The 14,469-nt window shown below is 73.2% G+C and carries 10 protein-coding genes; 8 read left to right on the forward strand and 2 right to left on the reverse strand.

Going from position 1 to position 14,469, the window contains the following annotated elements; all coding sequences use genetic code 11:
• The first annotated feature begins 34 nt into the window (after positions 1 to 34).
• Together AB0M63_RS37980 and AB0M63_RS37985 are read left to right on the forward strand one after the other, a co-directional pair.
• A complete protein-coding gene (locus AB0M63_RS37980) occupies positions 35 to 2,809 on the forward strand; it encodes a BTAD domain-containing putative transcriptional regulator (RefSeq protein WP_366022557.1) in 2,775 nt (924 codons plus the stop codon).
• Positions 2,810 to 2,945: 136 nt separating this feature from the next.
• Positions 2,946 to 3,632: a response regulator transcription factor gene (locus tag AB0M63_RS37985; RefSeq protein ID WP_366022558.1), complete on the forward strand. Its 687-nt coding sequence runs from the start codon at positions 2,946 to 2,948 to the stop codon at positions 3,630 to 3,632.
• Between the two features lie 67 nt (positions 3,633 to 3,699).
• On the opposite strand, the gene AB0M63_RS37990 is transcribed toward AB0M63_RS37985, so the two are convergent.
• A complete protein-coding gene (locus AB0M63_RS37990; protein ID WP_366022559.1) occupies positions 3,700 to 4,287 on the reverse strand; it encodes a TetR/AcrR family transcriptional regulator in 588 nt (195 codons plus the stop codon).
• 167 nt (positions 4,288 to 4,454) lie between these two features.
• On the opposite strand from AB0M63_RS37990, the gene AB0M63_RS37995 reads away from it, so the two are divergent.
• The 4 genes from AB0M63_RS37995 to AB0M63_RS38010 all read left to right on the forward strand — a co-directional run bounded on the left by AB0M63_RS37995 (position 4,455) and on the right by AB0M63_RS38010 (position 10,405).
• Positions 4,455 to 5,675: an NAD(P)/FAD-dependent oxidoreductase gene (locus tag AB0M63_RS37995; protein ID WP_366022560.1), complete on the forward strand. Its 1,221-nt coding sequence runs from the start codon at positions 4,455 to 4,457 to the stop codon at positions 5,673 to 5,675.
• A 236-nt stretch (positions 5,676 to 5,911) separates the two neighbouring features.
• Complete coding sequence (locus AB0M63_RS38000) at positions 5,912 to 7,492, forward strand: fatty acid--CoA ligase family protein (protein ID WP_366022561.1); 1,581 nt, start codon at positions 5,912 to 5,914, stop codon at positions 7,490 to 7,492.
• Between the two features lie 4 nt (positions 7,493 to 7,496).
• Positions 7,497 to 8,723: a 5-aminolevulinate synthase gene (gene hemA / locus AB0M63_RS38005; RefSeq protein ID WP_355919767.1), complete on the forward strand. Its 1,227-nt coding sequence runs from the start codon at positions 7,497 to 7,499 to the stop codon at positions 8,721 to 8,723.
• 140 nt (positions 8,724 to 8,863) lie between these two features.
• Entirely contained in the window at positions 8,864 to 10,405 is a 1,542-nt protein-coding gene (locus tag AB0M63_RS38010; RefSeq protein WP_355924154.1) for a long-chain fatty acid--CoA ligase, read from the forward strand.
• Between the two features lie 73 nt (positions 10,406 to 10,478).
• Here the strand turns inward: AB0M63_RS38010 and AB0M63_RS38015 are convergent, their stop codons facing one another.
• A complete protein-coding gene (locus AB0M63_RS38015; RefSeq protein ID WP_355924152.1) occupies positions 10,479 to 11,588 on the reverse strand; it encodes an LLM class flavin-dependent oxidoreductase in 1,110 nt (369 codons plus the stop codon).
• A gap of 206 nt (positions 11,589 to 11,794) precedes the next feature.
• Here AB0M63_RS38015 and AB0M63_RS38020 point away from each other — a divergent pair, with 206 nt between their 5' ends.
• Both AB0M63_RS38020 and AB0M63_RS38025 read left to right on the forward strand, forming a co-directional pair.
• Entirely contained in the window at positions 11,795 to 13,315 is a 1,521-nt protein-coding gene (locus AB0M63_RS38020; RefSeq protein ID WP_366022562.1) for a DHA2 family efflux MFS transporter permease subunit, read from the forward strand.
• Positions 13,316 to 13,618: 303 nt separating this feature from the next.
• On the forward strand, positions 13,619 to 14,431 hold the full coding sequence (locus AB0M63_RS38025) for a 2-amino-3,7-dideoxy-D-threo-hept-6-ulosonate synthase (protein ID WP_355924149.1): 813 nt from the start codon (positions 13,619 to 13,621) through the stop codon (positions 14,429 to 14,431).
• Positions 14,432 to 14,469 lie beyond the last annotated feature (38 nt).

Below are 14,469 nucleotides of genomic sequence, written 5' to 3' on the forward strand. Positions count from 1 at the left end.
AGTCCATGCTTCACGCGCCACGTCAGGAGTACTCATGTACAGCCAGGACGCGCGTTCCCGCGCCGAAGGACCGAACGCCGGCGGCCAGAAGCGGATCCGGTTCCATGTGCTGGGTCCGCTGTCCGTCCGGGGCGAGGACGGGCGGACCGTCCCCGTCCCGGGGACGAAGCAGCGGGCCGTGCTCGGCTTCTTCCTGCTCAACCCCAACCAGGTCGTCGCGACCAGCCGGTTGGTGGACACGCTGTGGCCCGGAAGGAAACCGGCGACCGCGCGGAAGATGGTGCAGAACTCCGTCTCGGCACTGCGCACGGTGCTGGCCCAGGGCAACGGTCCGGCCGACGAGGTGGTCCTGCTGACCCACGCGCCCGGCTATCTGCTGCGCGTCGACCCCGACCTGGTCGACCTGCACCGTGTCCGGCGTCTCGCCGAGCAGGGACGGCGGGAGATGGACGCCGGATCGCCCGCCACCGCGGCCGAGTTGTTCCGCCAGGTGCTGGCCCAGTGGCACGGCACGGTGCTCGCGGATCTCGTCGAGGCGGGCGTCTCCTGGCCGGAACTGGCCGCCATGGCCGACGAGCGCCAGGCGGTGCGCGAGGACCGCGTCGACGCCGAGCTGCGGTGCGGCCGGCATCAGCAGATCCTGGGCGAACTGCGGCTCCTCGCCGAGGCGGAGCCCATGAACGAGCGGCTGTGCGCGCTGCTCATGACCGCGCTCTACCGCAGCGGCAAACAGGCCGAGGCGCTGGAGGCGTACCGGCGCCAACGGGCGGTGATAGCCGAGCGGTTCGGGAGCGAGCCCACCCAGGAGCTGCGGGATCTCGAACGGGCGGTGCTCACCCACGACCCCGTCCTCGACCTGACGGTGCCGTCCGCCCCGGCCCGGTCCCAGCCCGCCGCTGCGGCGACCCCGCCGGCGCCCGCGCCGCCCGCCCCGGCCCTCGTCACCGAAGTGCCGCCGTCGTCCCCGGACCCCGCCCCCGCCCCTGCCGCCGGCCCGGACGCCGTGCCGGACCGGGAGGGTGCCCCGGAGACCGGACGGCATCCCGGCGCGGGGGAACGGAAACGGCTGAGCGCCGTCCTGGTGCGGGTCGAACCGCCGACCCCCGGTCCCTGCGACGACGCCGAGGCCTTCGACTCGCACTTCCGCGAGATGTCGGCCGTCGTCGCGATGGAGGCCGCGCGCTACGGCGGAACGGTCGCCGGGCAGATCGGCTCCACGCTGCTGATGCTGTTCGGGCTGTTCCGCAGCCGGGTCGACGACGCGCTGCGGGCGGTGCGGGCCGCGCACGCCGTACGCGACCGGCTGCTGCGGCATCCCCGGCCGGGCGGTCCGTCGTCGGTGCCGCTGCAGGTGCGGGTGGCGGTCTCGACCGGTGACGCGCTGGTGCGCTCCGCCGAGCCCGGCTCCGCCGCCGCGCCCACGGTCGTCGGCGCCCTCCTCGACCGGTGCCTGCGCCAGTTGGAGTCCGCCGAGCCCGGGCACATCCGGCTGTGCGAGGCGACCCGCCGGTCGGCCGAGCTGCTCACCGGCAGCCTCGGGGACGCCCTGCGCCCCTTACCCGTGACCGGCGCCGCGGGAACGTCCGGCCGGCGCCCGCACGCGCCCGGAGCGACGGCCCCGCTCGTCGAGCGCGAGGGCGAACTGGCCGTCCTCACCGCCCTGTTCAACCAGGCGGTGCGCACCGGCAGGCCGCACCAGATCACCTTGCTGGGCGAGCCGGGCGTGGGCAAGTCCCGGCTCGCCGAGGAGTTCGGCCGGGCGGTGCGTGCGCGTGCGGAGGACGCGCACGTGCTGCACCTGCGCATCTCGGTCTTCGGCCGTACCACCGGCCTCGCCACCCTGGGAGAACTGGTCGGTCTGTGCGCGGACGTACAGCCCTCGGACTCCCCGGCGACCGTCGACGAGAAGCTCGCCGCCGCGCTCCGACGCTGGCTGGGCCCGGACGCGGAGGCCCGGGCGGCGGTCCTGCGGCACCTGCGTGTCCTGGTCACCCGGCCGCGGTCCTTCGACACCACGGCCGCCGAGGCGATCGCGGCCTGCCGGAGCGTGCTGGAGGCCCTCGCGTCCAGGAAGCCCCTGCTGCTCGTGGTGGACGACCTGCACCTGGCGGACGACTCCGTGCTGCACTTCATCGACGGGCTGGCCGAGTCCCCGGCCCGCGCTCCCCTGCTGGTGGTGACGACGGCCCGTCCCGACCTGATAGAACGCAGGCCCCACTGGGGCGGGGGCGGCTACCGGACGTCGAGCACCATGAACCTGGAACCGCTCAGCGCGACCGCCACGGCACTGCTCGTGACCCGGCTGTGGGAACGCTGGGGCGTGATGCGGCGGAACGCCGCGACCGACCCCGCGGCGGTGACCGGCGGCAACCCGCTGTTCGTCACGGAGTACGCGGCCCTGTTCCGGCCCACCGAGTCCGGCGTCCACGCGAGCCCTCCGGACCCGCTCACCGGTCAACTGCCCGAGCGGGTACGGGCGGTGGTCACCGAACACATCGACGCGCTGCACCCCCAGGCCAAGGCGGTGCTGCGGGACGCGTCGGTCCAGGGCACCAGGCTCTGGCCGGCGGCCGTCGCGGCCGTCGGACGGCGGGAGGTGGCCGAGTCCGAACGGTGGCTCGCCCATCTCGAACGGCGTCACTTCCTGGTCCGTGCCGCCCGCAGCTCGGTACCGGGATCGGCCGAGTACGTGTTCCGCAGCGCCTGGGTGCGGGAGGTGGCCCGGCTCTCGGTGCTCCAGCCGGCCCGGCAGGAGGGGCGGCGCCGGGCGGACGCGTGGCTCGCGGAGCGGACGCCGCTGCACCGGTGACGCTCAGTGGACCGGGTGTGGAAGGTTGCCTCTACGTCCTCGACCTGGTCGCTGACATGCTGTCCTCCTGGGGCCGGTGAGACCACCGTCGCGCCCGGCTCCGGAAGTGTCCAGGTTCGTACGAGGGGGATGACCGATGTCGTACTTCCACACGGAACTAGAAAAGCCCGCCGACCGGGCGGGCGCGGACGTGCCCGTGCTGACCGTGCTGCCCAACGAGATCGCCCGCCGGGGGGTCGGCAGTCTGCTGGACGGGCACGGGACAGGACGTCCGGCGGTGGCCTGCGCCGATCCGGAGGAGGCCGTCGCACGGCTGCGCGTCAAGCCGTTCGGCGTGATGATCGTGTCGGCCGTCTACGGTGAGCCGCAGCTCGCCGAGCTGGTCGCGGAGAGCTCGCGGCACGGGGTGAAGTCGCTGCTGCTGCTCGACAGCGCCGAGCCGGAGTGCATCCCGTGGATCGCCGCCATACCGTTCGACGGCTATCTGATGCAGGAGGATCTGACGGCGGACTCCCTGGCGGAGGCGCTGAGCCGGCTGGAGCAGGGCAGTCTGCCGATAGCGGACCGGCTGGCCCGGCTGTTCATCCGGCACGCGGGCCGGAGCCGGGACGGGCACCGCAGTCCCCGCGTCCAGCTCACCCCGCGCGAGCAGGCGGTGCTGGGGCTCATCGCGGAGGGGCTGAGCAACCGGATGATCGCGCGCCGGTTCGGTATCTCGGAGCACGGTGTGAAGCGTCATGTGGCCAATCTGCTGGCCAAGTTCAACTGCTCGAACCGCGCGCAGGCCGTGTCCGTGGCCCTGCAGCAGGGGCTGCTGGCCTGAGCGGCATGGTGCCGCCGGAGCACGACCGGCTCCGGCGGCACCGGTTGCTCGCGGCCCGGGCCGAGGCTCAGTCCGCCGACGACAGGGCGTGCCACGCCCCGGTCGCCATCGTCTCGGGGGGAACCGGGTCCGGCGATGTCAGCCAGTGCCGCAGGACGCCGATGAAGGCTCCCGCCGCGCAGTGCGCCCGAAGGGCGACGTCGGAGCCGTCGCCCGGTCCGGCGGAGCGCTCGGTGAGCTGGTGCGCGACCTGCTCGGCGACCAGCTGCTGCAGGCGGTTGAGGAATCGGGCCGAGCCGCACGGGCCCAGCATGCGCCGGTAGAGCACGACATGGGACTCGATGTGGCGGAAGACGTCGACGAAGGCCGACGGTGTCCGGCGCGGGCCGTCCACCAGCGGGCAGCGCGCCAACAGCGCCACCAGTCCGGTCAGTTCGTCCTCCGTGGCGTCGAGCAGCAGCGCGTCACGGTCGCTGTAGTGCTGATAGACCGTCGCGCGGTTGACCGTCGCCCGCTCGGCCACGTCCGCGATGGTGATGCCGGTCAGCTCGCGCTCGGCGGCCAGTTCCAGTGCGGCCGACCGCAACAGCGCCCGGGTGCGCAGCACGCGCGGATCGACGCGTTTGGCGCCGGGTTCTGTCGTCGTGTCGGACATTCGGCCAGGCTACCTCGGTATCCGACAGATGTCGCAGAGTGGTCCGGGCGGGCCGGTGGCGGTGCCCGCACGGTGTGCCCGGACGGCCCGGCCGGACGGGCCTGGGCGGCCCGGCGGGTCTTCGTGAGGATGGCCGACGACCGACGGCCCGAAGACGGAGGAACCCGATGACCGCAGACGATCACAACCCAGTCGACGCCGAGGTGGACGTGTGCGTGGTCGGCGGCGGGGCGACGGCGCTCTTCGCGGCGCTGCGCTGCGCACGGGCTGGCCGTTCCGTCGTGCTCGTCACCCCCGACGCGGAGTTCGAACCGGCCGGCGCCGGCATCTCCCCCCTCGTGGCCCCGCCGACCCTCGGTCTGCTGGGCGCCGAGGGGATCGAGCAGGAGCTCCTCGACGGCGGTCAGCGCATCCTCGGCGCCGAGGACCACGGGCCGGCCGGTCTCCTCCACAGCTGGCGGTACGCCGACATCCCCGGCATCGACCGCCCCTACGGTCTGGCCGTGCCCACCGGGACACAGGTGCAGGCGCTCCTCGCCCGGCTGCGGGCGGAGCCGTCCGCGACGGTGCGCACCGGGCTGCGGGTGAGCGCCGTCGACCAGGACGACAACGGCGTCCGGATCGCCTTCGCCGCGACCGCCGACACCGGCACTGACACCGACGGGGACCCGTACCGGGTCGGGGCCCGGTACGCGGTCGCCGCGGACGGCCGGCACTCCCCGCTGCGGGACCTGGTCGGCATCACCGTCCGCGACACGCCGTTCGGACGTCCCGCATGGCTGGTCGCGGCGCCCGTCGTGCCGCACCGCGAACCGGTGCTGCTGGTGCGGCACCCGGCGCCGCAGGCACTGTTCACCATCCCCACCCCCGGCTCGTCGATGGCCGTCGTCTGGTGCCCCGACCGGCAGCAGGGCGAGGCGCTGGAAGCGGGGGATCCGGAGGTGTTCGCCGCGCAGATCAAGGCGGTGGACCCCGAACTCGCCGACTGGCTGGGCCAGGTGCGGGAGCGGACCTCCCCGGTGTTCCGGATCGACTTCGCGATGTGGCGGGCGGACGCCTGGCGGGCCGGCCGGGTGCTGCTGCTCGGCGAGGCCGCGCACGGTCTGCACACGCTCGGCGGGCAGGGCCTCAACCAGTCCCTGCACAGCGCCGCGTCGCTGGCCCGTGCCGTGGACGACGCGCTCGCGCACCAGGACCCCTCCCGGGTCGAGGTCTACGAACGCGTCCGGCGGCCATACGTGGAGCGGCTGCAGGAGTTGCAGTGGAACACCCCCGCACTGCGCTCGTACAGCGCCGAGCCGCCGGAGCGGGGCGCTCACCAGGACTTCGTCGACGTGATGACGACCCTGCAGCCGGAAGTCGCCGAGCAGCTCGCGGCCGGTCGCTGACCCATCCGTCCCACCACCTCGGTCCGGTCTCCCTCAGGGGGGCCGGACCGTTCGCCGTCCCCGGGCGGGCGGCTGAACGGGTACCCCCGACGCGCGGTCCGGACAGCCGCTCGAACAGCCACGCCGTCCGCGCATTACCGCGCTCCCCCACCGCCGGGAAGCTGTTGCTGCACCGCCGCAGGAGGTGACGGCAGGTATCCGCCGCGCCCCACGTCACGTACCGAATCGAGGTCGACATGGCTCTACCGGACGGCTGGTGGGCACCGCACGACGGCTACGTCGCGCAGGTGCTGTCGGCGCTGACGGCGCACCCGGACCGCATCGTCCTGCACTGGCGTCAACAGGCCCTGTCCGCCGGGGAGTTCGCCGCGTCGGTCGCCGAAACGGCGGACCTGCTGCGGGAGTCGGGCACCGGGCCGGGCAGCGTGGTGGGCATCCTGACCGCGTCCAACAGCCCCGACATGCTCCGGGTGCGGTACGCGGCGCACCTGCTGGGCGCGGCCGTCTGCCATGTGCGGTCCACCAACCCGGGCACCTCCGCGCCCGCGCTGCCCGTCGAGACCCAGCTCCGCATCCTCCTCGACACCCGGGTCGGGGTGCTGTTCACCGACCGGGAGAACGCCGGGCGCGCGCACGTCCTCGCCGAGCGGGCCCGGGGCCGTATCGCGGTCGTGGGACTCGACGTCCGGGACGGCACGCGGGCCGTCGCCGCCGCTGAGTGGCAGCCCCGCGCCCTGGCGGTGATCGGCTTCACCAGTGGCAGCACCGGCCGGCCCAAGGGGATCCGCCTCTCGGCCGCCGCCTGGGACAACCTGGTACGGGTGACCGGGGAGGCGTTCGCCGGGGCGGAGGGGGCCGGCACCCGGCTGCTGGTGACCACACCGCTGAGCCACACCGTGGCCACCATGGCGGACGCCGTACTGGCCGGCGGCGGCGCGGTCGTGCTGCACGAGGAGTTCGCGGCGGACGCGGTGCTGGGGGCCCTGGCCGAGCACCGGATCACCCACACCTTCATGGCCACGGCCCACCTGTACCAGCTGCTCGACCACGAGCGGACGCCGGCCACCGACCTGTCCGCGCTGCGCCAGCTGATCTACACCGGCAGCGCCGCCGCGCCCGCCCGGATCGCCGAGGCCGTACGGCTGCTGGGCCCCGTCCTGGTGCAGGGCTACGGGACCAGCGAAAGCGGACGGATCACCTATCTGCACCCCGGCGACCACCAGGATCCCGCTCTGCACTCCACCGTGGGCCGGGCGTTCCCCGAGAACGAGATCCGCGTCCACGACCCCGACACCGAGCAGGAGGTGGCGCCGGGCGTCACCGGCGAGGTGTGGGTGCGCTCCCCGCACCTGATGGACGGCTACTGGGCCGATCCGGCGCAGAGCATGCGCACCCTGCGCGAGGGCTGGTACCGGACCGGCGACCTCGGCCGGCTCGACGAGCGGGGGTATCTGCACCTGCTGGGCCGGATCGCCGACGTGGTCAAGGCCGACGGGGTGCTGATCCATCCGGCCGTCGTGGAGCGCCGGATCCTGACGCTGCCCGGCGTCGCGCAGGCCGCCGTCTACAGCGTGCGCGACGCGGACCTGCTCGAACACCTCCACGCCGCCGTGGTGTCGCGGCCGGATGCCCGGGTCGGCGCCGAGGACGTCCGCGCGCACCTCGCCGCGGGCCTGACCGCCGAGCACGTGCCCGAGGAGGTCCTGATCCTCGACGAACTGCCCCTCAACGCCGGGGGCAAGCCGGACAAGCACCGGCTACGCCTCGCATGGCAGGACATGACCCATCCGAACACCCGTATACAAGAGGTGAGTTGACGCCATGAACCAGCATCTGGAGCACTTCGCCGGCGAGATGGAGGAACTGGGCGCGCAGCGCCGGGACTTCCTGGAGATCGGCCGTCGCGCCGGCCGGTTCCCCAGCGCCCTCGCCCGTCTGCACGACGCCCCCTCCGACGTGGAGATCAGCGTCTGGTGCAGCAACGACTACCTCGGTATGGGGCAGCACCCCTCCGTCCTGGAGGCGGCCAAGAGCGCCGTGGACGCGTTCGGCGCGGGCTCCGGCGGTTCCCGCAACATCGGCGGGACGAACTTCTACCACGTGCTGCTGGAGCGGGAGTTGGCCGAACTGCACGGCAAGGAGGCCGCGTTGGTCTTCTCCTCCGGGTACACGGCGAACGACGGGGCGCTGACGGTGCTGGCCGGCCGGGCGCCCGGCACCCTCGTCTTCTCCGACGCCCTCAACCACGCCTCCATCATCGACGGACTGCGGCACAGCGGCGCCGAGAAGCACATCTTCCGCCACAACGACGTCGCCCACCTGCGGGAGTTGCTGGCCGCCGCCGACCCCGACCGGCCCAAGCTGGTCGTCCTGGAGTCGGTGTACTCGATGTCCGGCGACGTCGCGCCGCTCGCCGAGATCGCCGCCGCCGCCGAGGAGTTCCACGCCACCACGTTCGTCGACGAGGTGCACGCGGTCGGCATGTACGGTCCGCAGGGCGCCGGCATCGCCGCCCGCGAGGGCATCGCCGACCGCTTCACCGTGTACATGGGCACCCTCGCCAAGGGCTTCGGCACCGCGGGGGGTTACATCGCCGGGCCCGCCGACCTGGTGGACGCGGTGCGCGCGCTGTCCCGGCCGTTCATCTTCACCACCTCGCTGCCGCCGGCCACCGCCGCGAGCGCCCTGGCCGCCGTCCAGCACCTGCGCTCCTCGGAGACCGAACGCGACCGGCTCGCGGCCAACGCGCAACTGCTGCACCGGCTGCTCGGCGAGCGGCGGATCCCGTTCGTGTCGAACATGTCGCACATCGTGTCGGTGTTCGTCGGGGACGACGCGCGGTGCCGCAGGGCCTCGGCGATCCTGCTGGAGCGGCACGGCATCTACGTCCAGCCGATCAACGCGCCCAGCGTCCGGGCCGGCGAGGAGATCCTGCGGGTCGCGCCCTCCGCGACCCACACCCTCGGCGACGTGGAGAAGTTCGCCGAGGCGCTGGACGGCATCTGGCAGGAACTGGGCATCCCCCGCGGCGGCGTCCGCGGCGCCTGACCCCTCCCGGAGTCCGACCCCGCGGGGCGGCCGCGTGACGCGGCCGCCCCGCACCTCTCGGCCGCACAGGCCGGTGCCCCACACCCCTTGCCCGTCGCCGGTGCCCGAAGTCGGCCCGGGCGGAACGGAGTTGATGGCCGATGTCCCTTTCGGTGGCCGCCGTGCTCAGTGAGCCGGCCGCGCGACGCCCGCACCACCCGGCGATCGTCCAGGACGGACAGGAGTGGTCCTACGAGCAGCTGTGGCACCGGGCCCGGCAGTACGCGGCCGTGCTCGGCGAGCACGGGGTGCGCCCCGGCGACCGGGTGGCGCTGCTGCTGGCCAACACACCGCACTTCGCCATGGCCTACTTCGGGGCGCTGGCGGCCGGCGCGGTGGTGGTACCGGTGCACGCGCTGCTCAAGGCCGAGGAGATCGCGTATGTGCTGCGCGACTGCGAGGCCCGGCTGCTGGTGTGCTCGGGCGCCTTCCTCGGCGAGGGCGCGAAGGCGGCCGAGGTGGTGGGCGTCGAGGTGCTGACGGTGCTCGCCGAGGAGGACCCGGAGCACCGGCGGCTGGACGTCCTCGCCGAGCGGGCGGTGCCCCTGGACCACCCGGTGCCGCGCGACGCCGAGGACGCCGCCGTCGTGCTCTACACCTCCGGTACCACCGGCCGGCCCAAGGGCGCGGTGCTGACGCATCTGAACCTGACGCTGAACATCGGCGTCACGATGCTCTCCCCGTTCGACTTCCGCGCCGACGACGTGCTGCTCTGCCCGCTGCCGCTGTTCCACACCTTCGGCCAGATCTGCGGCATGGGGGTGTGTTTCCGCGCGGCGGGGACCATGGTGCTGATGCGGTCCTTCGACGCCGAGGAGGCCGTCGAGCTGATGACCCGTCACCGGCGGATGGCCTTCATGGGCGTGCCCACCATGTACCTGGCCCTGCTCGACGCGGCACGCGAACGCCGGGGACCGGGCCGGCCGCTGCTGGACCGCGCCTACTCGGGCGGCTCCGCGCTGCCGGTGAAGGTCCTGGAGGAGATCCAGGAGGTGTTCGACTGCCCGGTGTACGAGGGCTACGGCCTCACGGAGACGTCGCCCGTGGTCGCGTACAACCAGCCGGGGCTGCCGCGCCGCCCGGGCACCGTGGGATGGCCGGTCTGGGGCGTGGAGGTGGCCGTCGCCGCGCCGGACACCGAGGGCCGGATCGAGACGCTGCCCGCCGGTGAGGTCGGCGAGATCGTCGTCCGGGGGCACAACGTGATGGCCGGTTACCTGGGCCGTCCGAAGGCCACCGCCGAAGTCCTGGTGGACGGCTGGTTCCGCACCGGCGACCTGGGGACCCTGGACGAGGACGGCTGTCTGACCCTGGTGGACCGCAAGAAGGACATGGTGGTGCGGGGCGGATACAACGTGTACCCGCGCGAGGTCGAGGAGGTGCTGTCCCGGCATCCGGCGATCGCGCAGGTCGCGGTGATCGGCGTGCCGCATCCGCGCTACGGCGAGGAGGTGTGCGCGGTGGTGCGCGCGGTGCCCGGCGCGGACGCCACCGGGCGGCTCGGGGCGGAGATCGTGGCCTGGAGCAAGGAGCGGCTGGCCGGGTACAAGTACCCGCGGCGCGTGGAGTTCGTCGACTCCTTCCCGCTGGGGCCGAGCGGGAAGGTGCTCAAGCGGGAGCTGACGGCCCGGCTCGCGGGCTGACGAACTTCCCCTGCGGAAAAGGGCGTTGCCCGGCACCTGGGAGGGTGCCGGGCAACGCCCGTTCTGGTGTCGTCTACTGGCCGGCGAAGGCGCGGGCGAGGTCGGCCGTCCACTGGTAGGAGCCGCTGACGCCCTTGAGGGAGCCGTTGAAACGGGGCGCCACGAACCGGGCGAGGAGTTCCAGACTGCGCTTGGTCTGCTCGCGCCCGGCCCAGTCCATGACGTTGACGAGCAGCCGCCCGAAGCCGCCGGTCTCCTCCTGCACGTCCCGGATCGACTCGACGACCTCGTCGACGGAGCCGACGATCGTGGAGCGCTGGTCGATCAGCTCCTCCAGCAGCATGCGGGCCTCGCCGCGGGAGTGCACCGGCGGGGTGCCGAGCAGGGACCAGTACTCGTTGCGGTACCGCGTCCAGCCGTCGACGATCTCGTCGAGCGCCTGGGCCCGGCTGTCCGACACGTGCACGCTCAGCGCGACCCGCCAGTCGGCCCGGTCGAGCTTGTGGCCGTGCTCGGCGGCCGACTCCTCGGCGTGCTGCCACTGGCCGACGAGGTCGCCGATACGGCTGCCGGGTTTGGGCGGGATGCCGAACGACAGCGGGGTGATGCCGTACTGGCCGGCCAGCCGCATGCCGAACGGGGAGACCGCGCTGGAGACCGCCATCGGCAGCCCGGCGGGCATGCAGGGCCGCAACTGGAGGCGGGCGTCCCGCAGTTGGAACCAGTCGGTCTCCTGGGTGACGGGCTCCTCGCCGGCCACCAGTTTCCGGATCACCTCCAGGGACTCGGCGGTACGGCGCCGGGTCTGCGCCGGGTCGATCCCGAGGAAGTGCATGTCGGTGGGGATCGAGCCGGCCCCGACGCCCAGGGTGAAGCGCCCGCGCGTGAGGTGGTCGAGCTGGAGGGCGCGCGTGGCGACCATGAAGGGGTGGTGGTAGGGCAGGCTCACCACGCCGGTGCCGAGGCGGATGTGCCTGGTGCGCTCGGCGGCGGTGGCGATGAACAGTTCGGGCGAGCCGATGGTTCCCCAGCCGGCCGAGTGGTGTTCGCCCACCCACAGCTCCTCGTAGCCGAGCTGGTCGAGCCACTCGGCGAGTTCCAGGTCCCGCCACAGGCTCAGGGCCGGGTCCTCTCCCAGCGGGTGCAGTGGCGATAGGAAGGCTCCGAAGCCGATCCGGTCCATTGTGCTCCTCAGTCACGAAGTCACCTGGTCGTAGCGGCCCAGTCTGGTGACGTCGGCGGGTGCCCGTACCCCCCGAACGCCGTGCCCGATCGGGCGCCTCAAGAGGCTCGCCCGCCCCGAACCACTATCCGACACATGTTGTCAACACGACATGTGTTGTGGAACGCTGAGGCGGAAGCTCTTCCGGACGAGAGAAAGAGATCGACGTGACGACCCATCAGGAGCGAGCCGTGGCGGACGACTCCGACCACATCGATCCCGACCTGTGGTGGCTCGCCGCCATCATGGCCTTCGGCAGCTTCGCCGGGTTGCTGGACGCCACCATCACCAACGTCGCGATCGGACCGCTGGCCACCGCCTTCGACACCGAGATCGCCACCGTCCAGTGGGTGGTCACGGGGTATCTGCTGGCCATCACCGCCACGCTCCCGCTGGGGGCCTGGGCGATGGCACGCTTCGGGGCGCGGCAGACACTGATCTTCTCCCAGGCCGCGTTTCTGCTCGGGTCGCTCCTCTCGGGGCTCGCCTGGGACGCGCCCAGCCTGATCGGGTTCCGCATCCTCCAGGGCATCGGTGGCGGTCTCGCCCTTCCCGTCGGGCAGGCGCTGATCGCCCAGGCGGCAGGACCCCGCCGCCTGACCAAACTGATGTCCATCGTCACCGTGCCGGCCCTCTTCGCCCCGCTCCTTGGCCCCTCGCTCGGCGGTGTCCTGGTCGACCACGCCAGCTGGCGGTGGATCTTCCTCATCAACGTGCCGTTCTGCGTCGTGACCATCGCCCTGATCCTGTGGCGGGTGCGCAACGTCATCGCCCCCACCAAGGACGCCGTCCTCGACACCCTCGGCCTGGTGCTGCTGGTGCCCGCCCTCGCCGGGCTCGTCTACGGCCTGTCCGAGGCCGGCTCGTCCGGCGGGTTCACCGGCACCAAGGCCCTCACCGGTCTGACCGCCGCCCTCGTCCTGGGCACCGCGTTCGTCGTGCACGCGCTGCGCCGGCGGGCCGAAGGCGTCCTCGACCTGCGGCTGTTCCTCGTCCGCGACTTCGCGGCCGGCAATCTCACCAGCATGGTCATGGCCGTCGCGATGTACGGCGTACTCATCCCGCTGCCGCTGTACTTCCAGGTCGTCCAGGGCACCAGCGTGCTGGTCTCCGCGCTGCTCCTGCTGCCGCAGAGCGTCGGCTACCTCATCGCGGTCACCCTGCTCCAACGGCTGACGGCGGCCCTCGGGGTGCGCACCGTGACCCTGGCCGGTGTGGTCCTCGTCGCGGTGGGGACCCTGCCGTACGTGGTGATCGACGCCGATCCGAACCAGTTCCTGCTGAGCTCGGCGCTGGTCGTGCGGGGCATCGGCCTCGGGGCCTCGATGATGCCGACCATGACCGCTGCGTTCAGCAGTGTGCCCAAGGAGGTCGTGCCGCGTGCCACCAGCGCCTTCCACGTCTTCCAGCGCATCGGCGCCTCGCTGGGCACCGCCGTGCTCACCGTGGTGCTCCAGAACGAGGCGCTGCACCATCTGCCCGCCCGGGTCCCGGGTCTGACGGCCGTACTGCCCGACAGCGCCGTGGCCCACGGGCTCGCGACGTCCTTCCGGGCGCCGTTCTGGTGGGCCCTGGCCTTCACGGGCCTCGCGCTCGTCCCCGCCTTCTTCCTCCCCGGCCGCCGCCCGGCCGCCGCGACCGACGGCTCCGCCGCGCCCACCGGCGTCGCACCGCTGCTCTCCGAGTAGGGCGACACGACAACCGGACACAGAACGGCAGAACGACCCGCACGTTCCCCCCGCTCCGCGCGGTGACGCAGTCCGCGTCACCGCGCGGAGCGCTGTGCGCCCGACCGCCCTGCGAGCGCCAACAGGGCCGGCCCGGTCCGTACGGGCCCCTCGGGACTGCCCGTACGGCCACCTCCTCGACCCTGGCCCCGGGGCCCTGCCGGAGGGCCACCCCGTTCGAGGATTCTGCGGGCGGGCCGCCGACCACAGACTCGGATCACCACAACAGCCGGCGCCTGCGCGGGCGGACAGGGGTGATGGAGCATGGTCGCACTCGACACCGGGGCCGGGGTCCGGCTGGCCCGGCTGTCACGACACCGGGACGGACGCTTCCTGTTCGTCCCGATGGACCACTCGGTGGCCGACGGACCGATCGTCCCGGCGGCCCAGTTCAACGAACTGGTCCGGTCCGTCGTGGAGGGCGGCGCCGACGCGATCGTGGTGCACAAGGGCCGCGCCCGTGCCGTCGACCCGGCCCTGCTGCGCAACTGCTCGCTGATCGTGCACCTCAGCGCCAGCACCCCGCACTCCCCCGACGCCGACGCCAAGGTGCTGGTCGGCGCCGTGGAGGAAGCGGTACGGCTCGGCGCCGACGCCGTCAGCGTGCACGTCAACATGGGCTCCGACACCGAGGCCCGTCAGCTCGCCGACCTGGGCAGTGTGGCCGAGGCCTGCCAGCGGTGGTCCGTACCGCTGCTGGCCATGATCTACCCGCGCGGCCCCCGGATCGCCGACCAGCACGACCCGGCGCTCCTCGCGCACGCGGTCAACGTGGCGGCCGACCTGGGCGCCACGTTGGTGAAGACCACCTGGCCGCTGCCCCTGTCGGAGCTCGCCGCGATCACCGCGAGCTGCCCCGTACCGGTCCTGGTGGCCGGCGGCGGCGACCAGGACGCCGACCTCACCGCCTTCGCCACCGCGGCCATGGAAGCCGGCTGCGGCGGCCTCGCCGTCGGACGCCGGGTGTTCCTCAGCGCCGCCCCGGCCGCCGCCCTCAAGGCCCTGGCGTCCGTGGTGCACGCCGATGTGCCGGTGCGGACGGCCGCGCGTCGCCTCGACGTCGACGCCGCCGTCTGAGGCGCCGTCCCCGACGGAAACCGCAGTCCACCCGCGTC

The sequence above is a fragment of the Streptomyces sp. NPDC051576 genome (assembly GCF_040681835.1).
Classification (GTDB): Bacteria; Actinomycetota; Actinomycetes; order Streptomycetales; family Streptomycetaceae; genus Streptomyces.